Source organism: Chryseobacterium sp. FR054 (genome assembly GCF_056844565.1).
On record NZ_JBXDSA010000004.1, the window covers coordinates 20,199 to 39,559 of the forward strand.

The 19,361-nt window shown below is 40.6% G+C and carries 17 protein-coding genes; 10 read left to right on the forward strand and 7 right to left on the reverse strand.

Annotated features, from left to right (window positions below; translation table 11 throughout):
• The first annotated feature begins 65 nt into the window (after positions 1-65).
• Positions 66-527: a heme-binding domain-containing protein gene (locus AC106S_RS16330; RefSeq protein ID WP_482440660.1), complete on the forward strand. Its 462-nt coding sequence runs from the start codon at positions 66-68 to the stop codon at positions 525-527.
• Between the two features lie 11 nt (positions 528-538).
• The gene (locus AC106S_RS16335) at positions 539-952 is read left to right on the forward strand and encodes a thiol-disulfide oxidoreductase DCC family protein (protein ID WP_482440661.1); all 414 of its coding nucleotides are present in this window, start codon (positions 539-541) and stop codon (positions 950-952) included.
• A 502-nt stretch (positions 953-1,454) separates the two neighbouring features.
• Here the strand turns inward: AC106S_RS16335 and AC106S_RS16340 are convergent.
• Positions 1,455-2,888, reverse strand: coding sequence for an alpha-amylase (locus AC106S_RS16340; protein WP_482440663.1), 1,434 nt, complete (start codon positions 2,886-2,888; stop codon positions 1,455-1,457).
• A gap of 178 nt (positions 2,889-3,066) precedes the next feature.
• Between AC106S_RS16340 and AC106S_RS16345 the strand changes: the two genes are divergently transcribed.
• Complete coding sequence (locus AC106S_RS16345) at positions 3,067-3,723, forward strand: DUF4290 domain-containing protein (protein WP_482440664.1); 657 nt, start codon at positions 3,067-3,069, stop codon at positions 3,721-3,723.
• Complete coding sequence (gene murA / locus AC106S_RS16350) at positions 3,723-5,030, forward strand: UDP-N-acetylglucosamine 1-carboxyvinyltransferase (RefSeq protein ID WP_482440666.1); 1,308 nt, start codon at positions 3,723-3,725, stop codon at positions 5,028-5,030. Before AC106S_RS16345 ends, murA begins: the two co-directional genes overlap by 1 nt.
• A gap of 68 nt (positions 5,031-5,098) precedes the next feature.
• Here murA and AC106S_RS16355 read toward each other — a convergent pair whose 3' ends face one another.
• The 4 genes from AC106S_RS16355 to AC106S_RS16370 all read right to left on the reverse strand — a co-directional run bounded on the left by AC106S_RS16355 (position 5,099) and on the right by AC106S_RS16370 (position 9,103).
• Complete coding sequence (locus AC106S_RS16355; RefSeq protein WP_482440667.1) at positions 5,099-7,018, reverse strand: DUF2207 domain-containing protein; 1,920 nt, start codon at positions 7,016-7,018, stop codon at positions 5,099-5,101.
• Between the two features lie 3 nt (positions 7,019-7,021).
• A complete protein-coding gene (locus AC106S_RS16360; protein ID WP_482440668.1) occupies positions 7,022-7,576 on the reverse strand; it encodes a LemA family protein in 555 nt (184 codons plus the stop codon).
• Between the two features lie 138 nt (positions 7,577-7,714).
• Positions 7,715-8,026, reverse strand: a complete 312-nt coding sequence (locus AC106S_RS16365) for an NIL domain-containing protein (RefSeq protein WP_482440669.1) — start codon at positions 8,024-8,026, stop codon at positions 7,715-7,717.
• 426 nt (positions 8,027-8,452) lie between these two features.
• The gene (locus AC106S_RS16370; RefSeq protein WP_482440671.1) at positions 8,453-9,103 is read right to left on the reverse strand and encodes a YiiX/YebB-like N1pC/P60 family cysteine hydrolase; all 651 of its coding nucleotides are present in this window, start codon (positions 9,101-9,103) and stop codon (positions 8,453-8,455) included.
• 101 nt (positions 9,104-9,204) lie between these two features.
• On the opposite strand from AC106S_RS16370, the gene AC106S_RS16375 reads away from it, so the two are divergent.
• Complete coding sequence (locus AC106S_RS16375) at positions 9,205-9,912, forward strand: response regulator transcription factor (protein WP_482440672.1); 708 nt, start codon at positions 9,205-9,207, stop codon at positions 9,910-9,912.
• Positions 9,913-9,965: 53 nt separating this feature from the next.
• The gene (locus tag AC106S_RS16380) at positions 9,966-11,327 is read left to right on the forward strand and encodes a HAMP domain-containing sensor histidine kinase (protein WP_482440674.1); all 1,362 of its coding nucleotides are present in this window, start codon (positions 9,966-9,968) and stop codon (positions 11,325-11,327) included.
• Positions 11,328-11,363: 36 nt separating this feature from the next.
• On the opposite strand, the gene AC106S_RS16385 is transcribed toward AC106S_RS16380, so the two are convergent.
• On the reverse strand, positions 11,364-12,212 hold the full coding sequence (locus AC106S_RS16385; protein WP_482440675.1) for an EamA family transporter: 849 nt from the start codon (positions 12,210-12,212) through the stop codon (positions 11,364-11,366).
• A 403-nt stretch (positions 12,213-12,615) separates the two neighbouring features.
• Here AC106S_RS16385 and AC106S_RS16390 point away from each other — a divergent pair, with 403 nt between their 5' ends.
• From AC106S_RS16390 to AC106S_RS16405, 4 genes are read left to right on the forward strand one after another with little or no spacing between them, the layout of a single operon-like run.
• On the forward strand, positions 12,616-13,098 hold the full coding sequence (locus AC106S_RS16390; protein WP_482440677.1) for an MgtC/SapB family protein: 483 nt from the start codon (positions 12,616-12,618) through the stop codon (positions 13,096-13,098).
• 4 nt (positions 13,099-13,102) lie between these two features.
• A complete protein-coding gene (locus AC106S_RS16395) occupies positions 13,103-14,203 on the forward strand; it encodes an efflux RND transporter periplasmic adaptor subunit (RefSeq protein ID WP_482440679.1) in 1,101 nt (366 codons plus the stop codon).
• A gap of 26 nt (positions 14,204-14,229) precedes the next feature.
• A complete protein-coding gene (locus AC106S_RS16400; RefSeq protein ID WP_482440681.1) occupies positions 14,230-17,325 on the forward strand; it encodes an efflux RND transporter permease subunit in 3,096 nt (1,031 codons plus the stop codon).
• Positions 17,315-18,583: a TolC family protein gene (locus AC106S_RS16405; RefSeq protein ID WP_482440683.1), complete on the forward strand. Its 1,269-nt coding sequence runs from the start codon at positions 17,315-17,317 to the stop codon at positions 18,581-18,583. Before AC106S_RS16400 ends, AC106S_RS16405 begins: the two co-directional genes overlap by 11 nt.
• A 51-nt stretch (positions 18,584-18,634) precedes the next feature.
• Here AC106S_RS16405 and AC106S_RS16410 read toward each other — a convergent pair whose 3' ends face one another.
• A complete protein-coding gene (locus AC106S_RS16410) occupies positions 18,635-19,093 on the reverse strand; it encodes a DUF1801 domain-containing protein (RefSeq protein WP_482440685.1) in 459 nt (152 codons plus the stop codon).
• Positions 19,094-19,361 lie beyond the last annotated feature (268 nt).

Consider the following 19,361-nt stretch of genomic DNA (forward strand, 5'->3'; position numbering starts at 1 on the left):
AATTAAAAATAAAGGTAGTTTGATAAAATTTGATTATTTTTATAGGAAACAAGCATAAAATTGGTATGAAAAAAATACTTGTTATCTTACTCGTTGCCTTTATCATGATTCAGTTTTTCCCGATTGACAAAACCAATCCGCCTCCTACGCCGGGCATGGATTTTCTGAAGATCAAAAAAACACCGGAAACTACGGCAAAGATCATCAGAAGCTCCTGTTACGACTGCCACTCCAATGAAACGAAGTATCCGTGGTACTCCAATATTTCACCTGCATCATGGTTTGTTAAAAATCATATAGATGAAGGCAGAAAGCATCTTAATTTTTCTACCTTTGCAGTATACGAGCCCAAACAGCAGCTGCATAAACTGGAAGAATGTATAGAAATGGTTGAAAAAAAGGAAATGCCTCTGGAATCCTATTATATAGGCCATCAGGATGCAAAACTAACAGACAGACAGCGCCAGGAACTGGCTGACTATTTCAAGAAAGCCAAAGAAGATACTGAAATTAAAACTTCATTTTAACATCGATCACCATGCAGGAGAACTGGGAAGATAAGCATATTGTATTTTTTGACGGAGACTGCGGAGTCTGCAATTTCTGGGTACAGTGGATCCTGGAAAGAGACCGGAAAGATCAGTTCATGTTTGCTTCCCTGCAGTCGGATTTCGGACAGAAGTTCCTGTCTGAAAGAGGATTGGAGACGAAAGTTTTCAACACTTTATACCTTTGGAAACCCGGAAAGTATTACCTTACCAAGTCCCGGGCAGTACTTAAAATCGCTGATATACTGGGAGGGATATACAAGTTATCCGCTGTTGGAAAAATTTTCCCATCCTTCCTGAGTGATAAAGCCTATGACCTTGTTTCCCGAAACAGAATGAAACTGGCTAATCAAAAGTGTTTTCTTCCGGATGCGCACCAGAAGAAAAAGTTTATTGAGGTGTGAAAATATTTTTCGGAGCATAGGTTATTGCTTGCTGCTTCCCACAGAACACCCATATTTTTGTAAATATTTGTCTTTCGCTGATTGGGCAGATTTTGAAAATTTGCTGTATAGGTTTTGGCTAAAGCCGTATGAAATGATTATTTAGGCGTAAAGTCCACCTCTATTAAATAAATTCTGCAATCTAACATGAGAGTGTTTTACCAAGAACTTGCCGGTATTTTTATGGTCTCGCTGATCATGCAGATTAAGCAGATTTTTTATCCTGTCGTAAACAGAAATCCAGATTTCTAAAAACTAAGGTGTATTTTTATACGTTAACTTTCAGACTTATTGAGACTAAAATATTAATCTTTTGTGTTGTGGTTAATTATTTCCCACAGATCTTGGCGGATATTTTCCTCCCGATCATGCCGGTTTTTTTGTTCAAAATTCAATATTAGATATAAAAAGAGATAAAGTAATTGACCTTATCCCTTTTAATTGTATGATGTTTGGATTGCTATTATTGATTTAAGGACCAGACTGAATAGCTGTTCGGAGGGCACTGGATCTTTACCCATTTATCGCCCTGCGTAGTTGGATACCAGCCTGAATGCCCGGTAAAATCTTTGATCTGCTGACTGCTCCAGTTGGTTTCCACCCATCTTTCCTGCCAGCTGGAAGAGGTGTTGATATACACCACCAGCCCCGGGTTCCCGTTATATCCGTTTCGTCTTGCAATATATTCATCGTTGTCCGTATACAGAATAGATGTGGTTCCGGTAGCTTTATTATTATGGATCCAGATCAGGTTGTTGAGTCTTTCTTTATTCAGCCATTCTTCATAATCCCTGTAAAAAACAGTCGGATACCCTTCATGGGTCAGAATATAGGCATAGGCAGGCATTTTGTTGTAAATAATATCGGTATCGTGATTCGCTACAAAAGTTACCGCTTTATACGGGTTTCTTTTCCACATCATATCATCGTTCAGTACGTTTAGATTTCCGTTATCGAAGGCTTCATCCATTTTATAATAAGCGGCAAAATCAAATACGGAACTGTTGGCGTTATTCGCCCACCACTCAAGAGTATTGACATTGGATTCCCAAAGTTCACCCACAGAAAATCCGCCTACGCTGGAATTCCAGCTATTGACGACCCAGGGTCCGAAGCCTTTCACATAATCAAACCTCCATCCGTCAAATTTCATTACATTTTTATAATATTTTCCAACAGAATCATCCCGTCCCCACAGCCAGTCCTGTACATAAGGATTGGCATGACACAGATCCGGAAATCCGCCAAAAGCCCCTTCATCATTATTTCCATATGAGTTTTTGTAGAAATCATTATAACTTCTTTTAAATTTTCCAGATGCAATTCCTGAAAAATCGGTCCAGGTATTGGTTCCTGTAAACGGATTCGCTTCAGACTGACCGCCACTGTTATGATTGATTACAATATCTGCGTACACCTGCATATTTTCAGCATGGGCTTTTGTAATCAGGGCTTCCAGCTCTGTTCTAGATCCGAAACGCGTTTCTACGCTTCCATTCTGGCTGAAATTTCCAAAATCGTAATAATCGGTAGGATCATAGCCCATAGAATAGGCTCCGTTCTGGGCTTTCGATGCCGGAGGAAGCCATACTGCGCCGATCCCTGCTGTGGACCAGTCGGCCAGTTTATTTTTAACGGTATCCCACCAGGTTCCTCCGGCAGGAACATCCCAGTAAAACCCCTGCATCAGGACACTGCCTCCCGGGCCGGCAATAAATTTTCCGGCTGAGGAAACATTTCCTGTACTGAAAGGTTTTCCATCGTGATTCGTTACATTCACTGTTTTATTGTGTACTTCTGCTTTACGCAGGTCTTCACCAACAGGTTCATCAGTATTCCGACAGGAGCTGATGGATGTCAGAGCCAGTACAGAAAGGAAGAAATGTGTTTTTTTCATACTTATATTTTATTTATTAATCTGATAACTAAGTTACAATTTTATTAAATAAATTCTATTACATGTGAAATATTTCCAATTCCGTTCAAGAAATGCCTGTATACAATTTTCATTAAAAAATCATAAACTTTTAAGATTTTCAAAACAATTTTTCTTTTAATCCATATATTTGCATACTATGGAATACAATACCCAAAAAACCCAGCTTCATATGCCGGAATATGGCAGAATTATACAGCAGCTGGTTGAACGCTGCAAAGAACTCCCTACCAAAGAGGAAAGGAGTGAAATGGCAATGGCCATCATTGATTTTATGGGTCAGAGAAACCCTCAGCTCCGTGACGAAGAAAATTATAAACATAAACTTTGGGATCATCTTTTTATTTTGGCAGAATATGATCTGGATGTAGAATCCCCTTACCCCTTTCCTACCCGGGAACAGCTTGCTGAAAAGCCGAAGAAGATGGAGTACCCTAAACTGCAGGGAGATTTCAAATTTTACGGAAAGAGTATTCTTCAGCTGATTGAAAAGGCCATCGAGCTGGAAACAGGAGATGAAAAGGAAGCTTTGATTGAAGTGATCGCCAACAATATGAAGAAGTCCTATAACGTATACAATAAAGAACACGTAACGGACGACGTTATTTTCCGCCATCTGAAAGAGCTGTCTGAAAACAGGCTGGACCTTACCGGAATAGATTCCCTTGAAAAAAGCAAGATCTATTATACCAGTAATAACAATAGCCGGAATAACAAAAACAGTAATAACAACAATAATAAGAACCAGACCAATAAAAGAAGGCACAACAATAACAATCATAAAAACAGAAAGTAATGAGTGGAACATTTCAGATAAGGGGAGGAAAAAGACTGCAGGGAGAAATAACTCCACAGGGAGCCAAAAACGAAGCTTTACAGATTTTATGTGCGGTCCTGTTAACGGATGAAGAGGTAAGAATTAAAAATATTCCGGACATTCACGATGTAAACAGACTGATTGAAATTCTGGGAGATTTTGGTGTAAAAGTGACTAAAAACGGTCATGGCGATTATACTTTCAAGGCGGATAAGGTCAATTTTGATTATATCAAATCCAACGAATTCAAAAAAGACGGAGCTAAACTAAGAGGATCTATCATGCTGATGGGGCCAATGCTTGCCCGATATGGAGAAGCGTATATGCCAACTCCCGGAGGAGACAAGATCGGAAGAAGAAGACTGGATACCCACTTCCAGGGACTGGTAGAACTGGGTGCTGAATTTAATTACGATGAAGATGAATATTTCTACTCACTGAAGGCAAAAGAATTAAAAGGAAAGTTTATCCTTCTGGAAGAAGCTTCTGTAACAGGAACAGCCAATATTGTGATGGCGGCAGCTCTTGCCAAAGGAAAAACCAGAATCTACAATGCCGCATGCGAACCTTATCTTCAGCAGTTATGCAAAATGCTGAACAGAATGGGGGCTAATATCTCGGGAATAGGCTCCAACCTTCTTACCATTGAAGGAGTGGATTATCTGCGGGGAACAGAACACACCATGCTTCCCGATATGGTAGAGATCGGATCATGGATTGGTCTTGCGGCCATGACCAAATCGGAGATTACCATTAAAAATGTAAACTGGAACCAGCTCGGCGTTATCCCGAATACCTTCAGAAAACTGGGAATCCAGCTTGAACAAAGCAACGATGATATTTATATTCCGGCTCAGGAAAATTATAAAATTCAGAAATTTATTGACGGATCTATCCTTACTATTTCAGACGCTCCGTGGCCGGGATTTACCCCTGACCTGCTGTCCATCATTCTTGTAGTGGCTACTCAGGCTAAAGGAAGTCTTCTGGTACATCAGAAAATGTTTGAATCAAGATTATTCTTTGTAGATAAACTGATTGATATGGGGGCACAGATCATTTTATGTGATCCGCACAGAGCTACTGTTATCGGACTGAACCAGGAAACTCCTTTAAGAGGAACCACTATGGTTTCCCCTGATATCAGAGCAGGAAATGCGCTTCTTATTGCCGCCCTTTCTGCTGAAGGAAAATCGATCATCCATAACATTGAGCAGATTGACAGAGGTTACGAAAATATCGACGGAAGGCTAAAAGCAATCGGTGCAGATATTGAAAGAATCTAATGCTCTTTAAGAATAAAAAAAGCGTTCAAAGTTTAATTTTGAATGCTTTTTTATTTTATGGAAACCGGCTACCAGCCACCGCCACCACCGCCTCCTCCACCGCCGCCGGAGAATCCACCGCCACCTGAACCGCTTCCTGAGCTGGAAGGCTGGGTAGAGGTTGACTGTATGGATTGGGTAAGGCTTGAGTTCAGCGTACTGGCAAAAGCATAATGATTCAGCGTTCCGCCATAATACCAGTTATTCTGATACTCTGTGGACGTTCTTTTCAGCATATCATCAAATTTTTCACCCCAAACCTCATCAACACCCAATACCATCGCAAAAGGCAGAAGGGTTTCAAAAACCTGCGGGGTCATCTGAGGAGGATTATGGAATTTCAGCTGTTCGTTTTCCGCAGCACCCATGTACATTTTAAATCCGTCGATCAGCGATTTTTTTCTCAGCTTTTCTTCTGAAGGTCTTTTGATCAGATGCTGATAGATCAGTAAAGCTACAAATGTAAGGATCAGAAATACATAACATACATTGAAATTATTGCTTTCTACGGCATCATGCCCCTGATAGATCATGACTAAAGCTCCGATGAATAAAATAAACGGAACCGGTATCAGAAAGATCCAAAAATAACCTCTCGCCGCAAAAGCAGCAATGATAAATACAACCAGAAGAACGATATAAATAACTCCTCCAATCAGTAATTTTTCAATTTCAGGATAAATCATATAACTCAGGACTAATCCTGCACCATATACAATAGAACTTATCATCCACGGAAGAATCAATTTTGAGGTATTATTTCCTTCATTCAGAAAATTATCATGTTGAAATTTAAGGGTTTCTTTAAAATTACGAACCGCTTTTTCAATTTTAGAATCGTACTTCCCATCAAATGTTACAGAATCTTTATACTCTGAAAAAAGACTGTTCATCAGGTTAATTTCTTCCTTAGGAAGCCCCTCATCAGCCTCTTTTAATTTTTTTAAGATAAATTTTTTTGTCTTGAACATTCCCAATATTCCGGAATCTTCATTTTCTATAATTTTAAGATATCCTTTCACCGCAAGGTTGACAATGGCTGCCGTAAGGTATTTATTACTGAAACTTTCAGATCTGATATAGCCCAGTGTAGCCGGAGACATATTTTCAGGAACATTAAACTGTGGATAAACAGTAGGCTTTTCAGGATCAACACCATATTTTTTCCAGGTCGTATAGTAATAAAAGAGCAAACCGATGAATACAATAAACCCGCAGATCAGGATACCATACACCTCAAGGAAAGAAGGCGGCGGAGGTGGGATCATCACTCCTTTTTTAAATCCTACCGCTACGGTAAGACCTTCATTGGCTTTCAGACCGGAAGCACTCCACTCTATTGAATTTTCTGAAAGAACCTTAGCTGTACAATTTTGGGATGTACTGCCATATGCTCCGGTATAACAGGAATTCTGAATGATTCCCGCACCTTCCGGAAGCATAACCTTTGCAGAGATTGAGTCTACGTCAAAATCCCAATACGTACCGTTTACATTCCAGTAAAGCTCGTCATAACGGTCAAAGAAACCGATCTGGTTCTCTGCTTTGTATTTTATTTCGTAATCATAGGTTCCAGGGTCCAAAATGACATCTTTGTTTCCGAAATAGATCTCCAGATAATCATTTGAAATTTTCTCATGATACTTTTCATCTGCTCCGTTCTTTTTAACGGAGATGATATCATATTTTACCTTATATCTTCTGTTATTGAGGTTTCTGGATAAAGGCAGGGAACGGAATATCCCTCTTTTGATCTTATCTCCCAGACTGTATGCTTTAATATGTTCCGTAACGGTAATTCCGGAATTTTTATCTACCTCAATATCTGAATGGAATGAAATAATTTTCTCCGGTCCGGCAATTGTCATCTGGTCTTCTCTGCCTGTTTCATTCTGGGCAAAGGCAACAGAAAAGAATAAAACCAGAAAAAGCTGCAGCAACTTTTCCATTCCCTAGAATTTTACGGTTGGAACCTCCCTGTCGGCAATATTCTGCAGTTCAAAGAACGGAGATTTTTCAAATTTGTACATTCCGGCCACTATATTGCTTGGAAATGATTCTACCAGGGTATTGTTTTCACGTACGGTTCCGTTATAGTATCTTCTTGATTTTTCAATATCATTTTCAATGGAAGTCAGTTCGCTCTGAAGCTGCTGGAAATTGGTATTGGCTTTCAGATCCGGATACTGTTCTGCAACGGCGAAAAGATTCATCATTGCCTGGTTCAGGTTCTTTTCAGCAGCTTCTTTTGCCTGAACAGAATCTGCTCCTACCGCCTGTGTTCTTGCCCTGGTAACGCTGTCAAGAGTTTCACGTTCGTGGGTAGCATATCCTTTTACGGTTTCTACAAGATTCGGGATAAGATCGTGACGTTTTTTAAGCATGACATCAATACTGCTCCATGCTTCCTGCACCAGGTTTCTCAGTTTCACCAGACGGTTATAAATAGAAACCCCGTAAAGCAGAAACAATACGATTAATGCGGCAATAACAAAAATTGTGATCATAGATTTTCATATTTTATAAGGTTTAAAAATACAGTTTTTTTGTCATCAGGAAAAACCGGCAACATTTCTCACTGTAATAAAAAAGCATCCGGCAGAAAACTACCCGATGCTTATGTAATTAAAACTATATGAATCTCACTAAGAATACGTTCTGCAGATATACTCTACTGTTGTACTCAAAAGTTTATTTTTATTCAGATAAGATTCCAGCTGCCGGTAATCATCTGAACTTACCTTAATATAAAGCTGCACAGATCCGAAACTATATCCGTTCACATACTCTATGTTGGCAGAAAGAACCCTGTGGCATATCCCGAACTGGTTATAGACTGCATTCATTAAATGTTCAAATTTCATTTTGCCATTTAATTCTATTTCCAGGATCAATTCTTTCTTAGGCAGGCTGACGGTATTCTGTAAAACCTGCGTATCAACATTAGGTAGTCTCATCACTAAAGATTTTTGTGGATTAATATTATCAGATCATAGTGCTCTTTGCGTTAAATCTGTGACAAAAATATAAAAAAATATTAGTCTACCAAATTAGTAGACTAATATTTTTTAAAAAAAACTTCAAATTGATCTGATAAATAGGCTTTGACTAAACCCGGATGAAATGATATTATTATTCATGCAGGGTAAAGTCCACCTCTATTGAATAAATTCTGCAAACTACAATCGATTTTTTAGGAGAGATTTTTATTAATATTTTTATGATCTCACAGATTCTGCAGATTGAGCAGATCTCTTTTTAATCAATAAAAATCGTAGATTTTTTTTAACTTATGTGAACTTCTATACTCAAGGCATTTAAACTTATTGATACTAAAGTGTTAAATCTTTTGCGCCTGTTGTTGTAAACTGAAACCTTCTGTTTTATAATTCACCAATTCTATCCAGCTTTTCAGAAGCAGCCAGTCCGTTTGGATTACAGCCGGGTTCTCCTTCCGGAACTTGCAGGTTTTTCTTCTGATAAAAACTTTCCCAGAATTCATTCGTTTTCCCTGTTTTCGGATCTTTGAAGGTCATTGGTTCCAGCTTAAAAATATGGTTCTCTCTGAATGCTCTTTCAATATAATCTGAGCAATAGTAAGAATTTTCATTCAGGATATAATTGAAATTATAAGGTTTCCCCAACATGGCTTCCGCTTTTATGAGTGCTGCGGGAATGGTTTTCTGATATTCAGGTTTCAGACGGTAAATGATGACGCGCTGACCTTCATCAGACTGATCTTTAAGAAAATTTTTCAGCTCCTGCTCCTGGGAACCTCCTTTGGGTGCGGCATGCAGAACATACCAGTGCCCGTTTTCTTTTTCAGCGATTCCGATATGATCAAAAGAAGCTTCTTCCTGTTTCCGGGTAACGTTGTTGATCGCTCCCGAAAGTCCGGTTTCTTTGGCGGTAACAAAAAGCAGGTCTCCGTTTCTGAGTTCTGCCTTCTGATAAGAACTGCAGTTAATGAACAGTAAGGTCAAAAGGAGCAGACATCCTGTACTTATGTTGAAAGATAATTTTAATCCCGGCATCGGCTTATTGTTTCTTCGTCAAAATTACAAAATAGAATTCATTACATTTGTTGTAAATATCGATCTGCTCTTCCATTCAACCCAACATTCCAGAGATTCTTATGCCACATATTTTATTAGTAGAAGATGACGACAGACTTTCCAGACTTATCACCAAAGGCCTTCAGGAAGCTGAATTTGAAGTAAGTATGGCCTATGACGGAATAACAGGTCTGAAACTGGCTCATCAAAAGGATTTTGATCTGGTGATAACCGATATTATCCTTCCTCAGAAAAGCGGTCTTGAATTTTGTTTTGAACTTAAAGCTTTGAAACCTGATCTCCCGGTAATCATGCTTACCGCACTGGGTACCACGGACGATAAGCTTGAAGGATTTGATGCCGGAGCGGACGATTATATGACCAAACCTTTTGAAATGCGTGAGCTGACCGCGAGGATCAGGGTTTTACTGAAACGTTTTTCACAACAGAGGCAGCTGAAAGTTTCTGTCCTGAAATATGAAGGTATTGAAATGAATCTGGAGCAAAAAACAGTCAGCCGGAATCAGACTCCTGTAAAATTGACCCCCAAAGAGTTCAATCTCCTGAAATTTATGATGGAAAATTCCGAAAGGGTTCTTTCGCGCAGTGAAATCGCTGAAAAGGTATGGGAAACCCATTTTGATACCGGAACTAACTTTATTGACGTATACATCAACTATCTGCGAAAGAAAATTGACCGGGATTTTGAAATTAAACTCATTCACACCAAAGCCGGCATGGGATTTATCCTGAAGAAAGATTATGAAACAGGAACGGAACAAGGATGAAATATTCTCCCTGTTTATAATACAATATAAACCGTAAACCCTTCAGACCAGAGATGAAGATAAGAACCAGACTTACCCTGCTTTTTACCCTGATTACGGCAATGCTTCTGGGTATTTACAGTTTTTCCGTTTATTACTCATCAAAAGAAGCAAGAGAAAAATCTTTTTACGGCGAACTGCGAAATGAAGCGATTGCCAAAGCTGATCTGTTTTTCCAAAGTTCACTGCCCGAACAGGAGATGCATCAACTTTACAAAAACAACAACAGAACCCTGAATGAAGTTCAGGTGGCCATCTATGATTCCCACAACCGGCTTATTTACCACGATGATGCCAAAGTAGACTATGTAAAAGAAAACCGGGAAATGCTTTCAGAGATATTCCGGAAAAATACCATCAGTTTCTTTTTAAACGATCTTCAGGTGATCGGAATAGTTTATCATGATCAGGGAAAATCTTATGCTGTAACAGCTGCTGCCTATGATCAGTACGGCTATGAATACCTCACCCATCTGCAGACCATCAGTCTCATTTCTTTCATCAGCATCCTGATCCTGATTTATCTGGCCGGAATATTTCTTTCCAAAAAAACATTAAGCCCCCTGAGTGAAATGGTAGATCAGATTAAAAAAATTACGGCAGGAAAATTACAGCTGAGATTGAAAACAACCAGAGAAAAAGATGAACTCAACGAACTGGCCCGGAGTTTCAACGGTATGCTGGAACGTCTGGAAAACTCTTTTGATGCCCAGAAATATTTTGTATCCAATATTTCACACGAACTCAGGACTCCGTTATCCGCTATTATTACTGAACTGGAACTGGCTTCTGAAAAAGAACAGACCCGGGAAGAACATCAGCAGACCATCCGGTATGCATTGGAAGATGCCCAGAATATGGCCAGATTGTCCAACAGTTTGATGGATCTGGCCAAAGCAAGCTACGACCCGAATGAAATCAGTTTCTCTGAGGTAAGACTTGATGAAGTCCTGCTGGAATCTTACAGCGGAATAATAAAGGAAAACCCTTCCTATAAAGTTTCACTGAATATTGAGGATACCGTGGAGGAACGCCAGCTAATTATTCAGGGGAACGAATATCTGCTGCGGGTGGCTTTCAACAATCTTATTGATAATGCCTGTAAATATTCACCGGAACATACCTGCTCTATCCGTGTAAAAGCAGATGATAAAAAACTCCGTATCAGTTTCATCAACACAGGAAATATTATTTCCCCGGAAGATATGGAACATATTTTTGAACCTTTTTACAGAAGCGAAACTTCCGGAAAAGAAAAGGGGCACGGAATAGGGCTTTTCCTTACCGAAAAAATCATTAATCTTCACCAGGCCGGCATTTCCGTAACATCTGACATTGACGGAACTGTTTTCACCACAGTATTTGAAACCCTTTAATGAAAAAAATTCTCATTTTATTTCAGGAATGCAGCATCAGTGACTGCTGCTAACCTTTCCGAAAATAGTGGTTCCTATACTTGCTGCAATTACGCAGGCAATAGAAATCCACTGTAAAAAAGTCAGGTTTTCCTGCAGGAATATAAATCCAGAAAGTGCAGCAAATGCAGGCTCCAGGCTCATCAGAATACTGAAGGTTTTGGCCGGAAGGTTTTTCAGGGCCATGATCTCCAGAGAAAATGGTAATGCACTGGACAGAATAGCCACTGCCAGACCTTTTACAAAAATTGCAGGAGTAAGATTGAAAACGGCACCATCCCATAAAGTAAAAGGTATAATCAGAAAGCTGGCAAATATCATCCCCGTAGTTACCGCATCTTTCCCATCCATTATTTTAGCAACCTTTCCGCCCATCACAATATAAACGGCCCAGAATAATCCTGCCAGAAATGCCAGACCAAGTCCTGATAAATCAATATGATCACTCTTCCAGGGAACGATGAGTAAAATTCCGGCACAGGCCAGTAAAGCCCATATCACATCCAGCAGTTTGCGGGACAGTGCCAGTGCAAGAAACAAAGGTCCGGCAAACTCTACGGTAACTGCCAAACCTAAAGGAATCCGCTGGATAGCCATATAAAAAATAAGATTCATAGCTGCCAGTCCAAATCCGTACATAGCACAATACATCCACATTTGCTTTGTAAACGCTGAAAATTTCGGACGGTTAATCAATGTCAGCAAAACAGCTGACAGCACAATTCTTAAAGTAACCGTTCCGATTGCTCCTATCGCCGGAAAAAGCTGTTTTGCAACAGAGGCTCCCCCCTGTACACAGATAATAGCCAGAAGTGTCGCAGATATAGCTATGTTTGTTTTTTTCATGGATAAAATTATATACTTTGATTTCTGAAAACCATCCTCCGGAATTCTGAAAATCCCAAAACTACCGTCTGTCAGTACTTTTTCAGATCAACTTTCTGATGTTCAAAATTATTGAATTTTCAGATGTAAAAATAACTTCCCCCTGAATTAAGAATAAAATACAGCCAGGGGCCTGCATGCGCAGGCTGTTTCAGAAAACCGCAGGAAGAAACAGTTTTTCTAATGATTTTCTAATAGTATTCTAAAGATTCTCTAACGGTAAAAAAAAAATTCCATTTCTACTTTTGCGCAGTAAAAATAAAGCATATGGACCCGGATCCTTACCGTAATTATCAATCTTTAAAGCTTTAGCTGTACCCCTTTTCCCGTATAGCTGAAAAGCTTTGCAAAAACAGGAAAAGTTATGAATACATTTGAATTTACTCTTCGTTTATCAGTGGCATTCTGCTTAGGGGCCGGTATAGGCTTCGAAAGGCAGTGGCGTAAAAAAAACGCAGGTCTCCGCACCAATACTTTAGTCTGCATAGGCTCGGCTGCCTTTGTACTGATTGCTGTCAGAATCGGTGGTGACGCTGCCGGAAGAATTACCTCTTATATTGTAAGCGGTGTCGGATTCCTCGGCGGTGGTGTGATCATGAAAGACGGCCTTACCGTCCGGGGACTTAATACCGCAGCCACTTTATGGTGTTCCGCAGCCATAGGCGCATTATGTGCATTGGGCTATTCCAAAGAAGCTCTCATTACCGTTTTCTTCATCGTTTCTACGAATATATTTCTCAGACCCTCTTTATCCGGTCATAAAAATACCCGGAATAAAAAACTGGCATCAATGAAAAAAAAGAACCAGACAAAAGCAGAAATCAATAACAGTACTCAACTTTATTAAGATCATGAAAAAAATAATTTTAAGCATTATCGTAATCTTTACAGTCTCTTGTAAGGAAAGTCTTTCTGAGAAAAATGAAGCACAGGAACTCACAATCAGCAACGGGCAGATCACCGTTCCTGAGAACAATCCTGTTTTCAGAAAAATAAAAACTGAAGCCGTTACAGAACAGGAACACAGCGATGGTATTGTTTCGGCCGGAACCATCCAGGCTATTCCCAATCATTATGCGGAAATTGCCAGTCCTTTTTCCGGGAGAATTACAAAATCCTTTATCCGTCTCGGTCAAAATGTTGCGGCCAGCAGCCCACTTTTCGAGATTCTCTCCTCCGATTATTTTTCTGTGCAGAAAGACTATACAGATGCGCTGAATGAGGTACAGCTTGCAGAAAAAAATTACAGACGCCAGCAGGATCTGGTAAAACACGGTGTGGGTATCCGGAAAGAACTTGATGAAGCTGAAACCGATTTTAAAAATAAAATGAGCTCCCTTTCCAACGCATCGTCTGCCCTGAAAGTTTACAATAGCAAAGGAAGCAGTTTGGGAAGCCCTCTTATTGTGAGAGCTCCCATCAGCGGAGAAATTATCTCAAACACTATTGTGAACGGACAATATCTGAAAAGTGATGCTGAACCCGTCATTATTATCGCAGAACTCTCCAAAGTCTGGATTTCCGGAGATGTCAAGGAAAAAGACATCCGTTTTATCAATACCGGAGATCATGTCTCGGTAAAAGTAAGCGCTTATCCGGACAGAAATATTACCGGGACAGTATATCATATCAATGAAATTGTAGACGAAAATACCAGAAGCATAAAAGTTCTTATTGAATGTAATAATCCAGACAAAAGCCTGAAACCCGGAATGTATGCCACGGTTAATTTCTCAACAGTTCCGGAAAAAACAGTGATGATTCCTGTTACTGCTGTGATGCAGGATGACAGTTCTCAATATGTGTGGGTGAAAACAGGTAAAAATCAATTTGCCAGACGTCCGGTTATCACAGGAGAAACCGATCGGAAAACAATAAGAGTGATCTCAGGCCTGAAAGCAGGCGAAACCATCATGACCGAAGGCGGAATCTATATGCCGGACGCAAAATAATGTGAAACAATGCGAAATCAAGAACAATGAAGAAATTACTTACAATCTCTATACAGAAAAGATGGCTGATGCTGGCCCTCTTCCTTTTACTCGGGTTCTTCGGCTACTATTCCTGGACCAGATTATCGGTGGAAGCGTATCCCGACATCGCTGATGTCACCTCACAGGTCGTTACACAGGTTCCGGGGCTGGCTGCCGAAGAAGTGGAACAGCAGATCACCATACCTTTGGAACGCTCTCTTAATGGACTTCCCGGAATACATGTGATGCGGAGTAAAAGTACATTCGGTCTGTCCATCATTACAATGGTTTTTGATGATGGCGTTGATGATTATTGGGCAAGACAGCGCATCCAGGAAAGATTATCGGATGTTACGCTCCCTTATGATGCCCAGCCGGGGCTTGATCCACTGACCTCTCCTACCGGCGAAGTCTACCGGTATATTATCGAGAGTAATACCCACAGCCTCCGGGAGCTTACAGATTTACAGAAATTTGTGATCATTCCACGCATCAGGCAGGTTTCCGGGATTGCAGATGTTACCAATTTCGGAGGAATTACCACCCAGTTTCAGATTGAACTGGATCCTCATAAACTTGAACAGTACGGACTTTCCCTATCCGAAGTTACCGAAACCATTTCCAAAAACAACATCAGCGCAGGGGGAAGCATGCTTCCACTGGGAGATCTGGCCTATGTCATCCGGGGGATAGGCCTTGTAAAAGATTTAGATGATCTTGGAAAAATTGTGGTAAAAACCGGAAATGGTGTCCCGGTCTTTCTCAATGATGTAGGAATATTAAAATATGGAAACCTGGAAAGAAAGGGCATTCTCGGCTATACCGACAGAAAGAGAAACTATTCCGAAAGTGTAGAAGGAATTGTTCTTTTATTAAGAGGACAAAACCCGTCACAGGTTCTGGAAGGAGTACATAAGGCAGTAGATGAATTAAACAATGAAATTCTCCCGGCTGGGGTAAAAATCCATCCTTTTCTGGACAGAACTGACCTTGTGGAGACAACCCTTCATACCGTTTCCCATACCCTTACCGAGGGAATTGTATTGGTCATCATCGTACTGATTGTATTTCTGGGAAGCTGGAGAGGCGCATTGCTGGTTGCCGTTACCATTCCGGTTTCTTTATTATTCGCGTTTATTCTGATGCATTTTACCAATATCCCAGCTAACCTGCTTTCTCTGGGAGCTATTGATTTTGGAATTATTGTAGACGGGGCCATTGTAATGCTGGAAACCATCCTGAAAAAAAGAGAAGAAAACCAGGAAGAATCTTTGGAAGAAAAAAGCATTACCCAAAGAGTGATTGAAGTCGCTAAACCTATTTTCTTTTCCACCATCATTATTATTACGGCCTACCTTCCTTTATTCGCTTTTGAAAGAGTGGAGAAAAAACTCTTTACCCCAATGGCTTTCACCGTAGGTTATGCTTTGCTGGGTGCACTTGCAGCTGCATTGCTTTTAATTCCGGGCCTGGCCTATGTCATTTATCGTAAACCAGGAAAAATATACCATAATAAATGGCTGGAAAAAATAACAGCTGTCTATGGAAAAAGAATAGATCAAATTATGCAGACACCCCAAAAAGTAATTTTGCCGATAAGCATTGTTCTGCTGTCCGCAGGAGTTCTGTCCTATACCGTAGGGAAAGATTTCCTTCCCGAGCTGGACGAAGGTTCCATATGGCTTCAGGTACAGCTCCCACCCGGTATTTCTTTGGCTAAGTCAAAAGAAATGAGTGACAGCCTGCGCGTAAAAACCCTGAAACATCCGGAAATCACCTATATGATGATTCAGGCAGGACGTAATGACGATGGTACCGACCCGTGGACAGCTTCCCATTTTGAAGTTTCCATAGGAATAAAACCTTACAGAGAATGGCCTTCGGGAAAAACAAAAGCAGACCTTATTAAAGAACTGGCGGAAGATTACAAAAAAATGCCCGGATTCACCGTAGGATTCTCACAGCCCATGATTGACGGTGTCATGGATAAAATTTCGGGAGCTCACAGTGAACTGGTAGTGAAGGTATATGGTGAAGACTTCAAAGAAACCCGAAGGATTGCCGAAAATGTATTGTCCACATTAAATGAAGTTCCCGGTTCTGCCGATCTTGCCATTGATCAGGAACCTCCGCTTCCCCAGTTACAAATCATTGCTGACCGGGATAAAATTGCCCGATATGGACTGAATGTGGCAGATGTAGCAGATCTCATCGAAGTAGCTTTAGGCGGAAAAGCCATCTCCCGGATCTTTACCGGTAATAAAGTTTATGATATTTCCTGCCGTTACACGGAAGACAGCCGTGATACTCCAGATAAAATCGGAAACCTGATGCTTACTTCTGCTTCCGGAGCCAGAATTCCTTTATCACAGGTCGCAGAAGTAAAATTAAGTACCGGAGAAAGCACCATTACCCGGGAAATGAATAAACGGCATCTCACTGTAAAGCTTAATTTAAGGGGAACCGACCTTTCTTCCTTCCTGAAAAAAGCCCGGGATAAGATTGAAAAAGACATTCAATATGACCATGAGAAATACCGGATCAAATGGGGAGGACAGTTTGAAAACCAGAACAGGGCTTATTCCAGGCTGGCTTTTATCATTCCGTTGGCACTTGCCATTATGTTCCTCTTATTGTATGGTGCATTTGGGGATTTCAGACAGGCCTTAGTACTGATGTCGGTTGTTCCGCTCGCTTTATCCGGAGGAATGCTGGCCCTTAATATCCGGGGAATGTCTCTGAACGTATCTTCCGCAGTAGGATTTATCGCATTATTCGGGGTGGCTATTCAGAATGGAGTGATTATGATTTCGCATATCAACGATCTCCGCAAAAAGGGATATGCTCTGAAACTGGCCGTAACACAAGGTGCAAAGGACCGTTTCAGGCCTGTACTGATGACCGCTACGGTTGCAGTGATCGGATTATTCCCGGCATCAATGGCCACAGGCATCGGCTCGGATGTACAGCGTCCTCTGGCTACTGTAATCGTTTACGGACTGATGTTCTCTACTGTTTTAACACTCTTCATACTGCCTGCTATTTATTTTATGGCTGAACGCGGTAATGAAAAACAAAATCTGACATCATATGAAAATTAAAATTCATTTTATCATACTGTTTCTGTCATCATTAAGTACAACAGGAATACTCAAAGCTCAGGAAAAAGAAATTTTACGTTTTGATGAATATATCGGGCTTGTCGGAAAAAGAAATCTGGGTTATGCCGCTCAAAAATACAATATAAGTATAGCCGAAGCTTCCGTTCAGACGGCAGGAATGTTTCCGGACCCTCAGCTGGAAGCAGAAACTACCAACAACGGAGTGAATAAAAATATGGGCTATGTTTACGGGGCATCCATCGGCTGGACCCTTGAACTGGGAGGTAAGAGAAAAGCCAGGATAAACCTTGCCAGAAACCAGTCGGAACTGAGTAAACTCCAGTTACAGGATTTTTTCCGGAACCTTCGGGCAGGTGCCTCTTTAGGATATATTGAAGCACTGAAGTCCAAAGCTCTGCTGGAAGTACAACGGGATTCTTATGAGAACATTTTACAGCTGGCCAAGTCTGACAGTATCCGGTATCGGCTGGGAACGATATCATTGGTTACTTCAAAGCAAAGTAAATTAGAGGCAGCCGCTCTGCTCAATGAAGTGTATCAGGCTGAAAGTGACGTACAGCAGGCATTGACGGGGCTTTCCGTTTTTCTCAGCGATTATAAAATGACAGACCGAGAGGTTTCCGGAGACTTTAATGCTTTCAACAGGGATTTCAGTATGGATGATCTTTTGATCAACGCATTAAATGAACGAGCTGATTTACTGACCGCTAAACAAAATACACAGATTGCCCAAAGCCAGATCAGCCTTGAAAAAGCCAACCGTAAAATAGATCTGGGAATCAGTGCAGGCGCGGAACGGCATACCGAAGCGACTAATGAAATTGCTCCTTCTCCGGCAGTCAATGCGGTAAAACTGGGACTCAGTATTCCTCTGAAATTTTCCAACAGAAGAAATGCAGGATTGAAAATTGCTGAAATGGCTCATTCCCGGTCAGAACTTGAATACCAGCAGATCGAACAGGAAATACGGGCAGAAGTAATTCAGGCCTGGCAGCACTATACTGCCACTCAGAAACAATTGAAACAGTTCCAAAACGGAATGCTTACTGAGGCTAAAAGTATCCTGGAAGGCATTAATTACAGTTATAAAAGAGGGGAAAGCTCCATCCTGGAGGTCCTTAACGCCCAGAGAACCTATAACGGCATAAGAAAAGATTATTATCAGGCTCTCGCAGATAACGCCGCTGCCCTGATAGAACTGGAACGGAGAGCAGGAATCTGGGACATTGATTTCTAAAAACATAAATCAAAAAAAGTTCTGAAACGTATTGCTTCAGAACTTTTTGTCTTATTTTTTCTTCAACCGGTCTTCATAAATACCGATCCATTGTTTCACCGTCATTTTTTTGCTGACCTCAGCGATCAGGTCAAACGGAATATCATCCATTTTTTTGAATCGTACACAGGATTTTCCCATATCCAGCTTTCTTTTGGAATATTTGGGATATTCGGCAACAAACCAGTTCAGAAGTTCAGGTTCGGCATAGATTCCCATGTGGTAAAATGCAATAAAATTCTTTTGAGAAGCCAGTCCCATAAAAGGTAAAGGTGCTCCGGGCGTACAGTGATAACCCGCGGGATACGTTTCAAGAGGAACATCCCATCCTACCATCCCATAACTGACACCTTCCTTAAATCCTTCCGGGAGATTATCACCGATGGTATTGAATAATTTTCTGAAGACTTCCTGTCTTTCCTCGGGAATTTTTGAAATATAATCTTCTACGGAGCTGGCTGGGATCTGCATATTCAGTTAGTTTTTTAGTTTATCCAAAATAACAAAATTTCTGAATATCCTGGTATGAAAAATTATGGATCAAACTCAACATATTATACAATAGCCTGTTTAAATTTATGAATTTGATTTTTTGTATGCCATTCAAATTTTTATCTGGCCCATATTCTTTGAGTATTTTTCTGATTAAAAGATAATGTACTGGTGATGTATACCGCTTCATCAGCGACGAAGTAGCATTTCTTTGCTCACTCAAAATAAAGCGGAGCCACTCATAGAC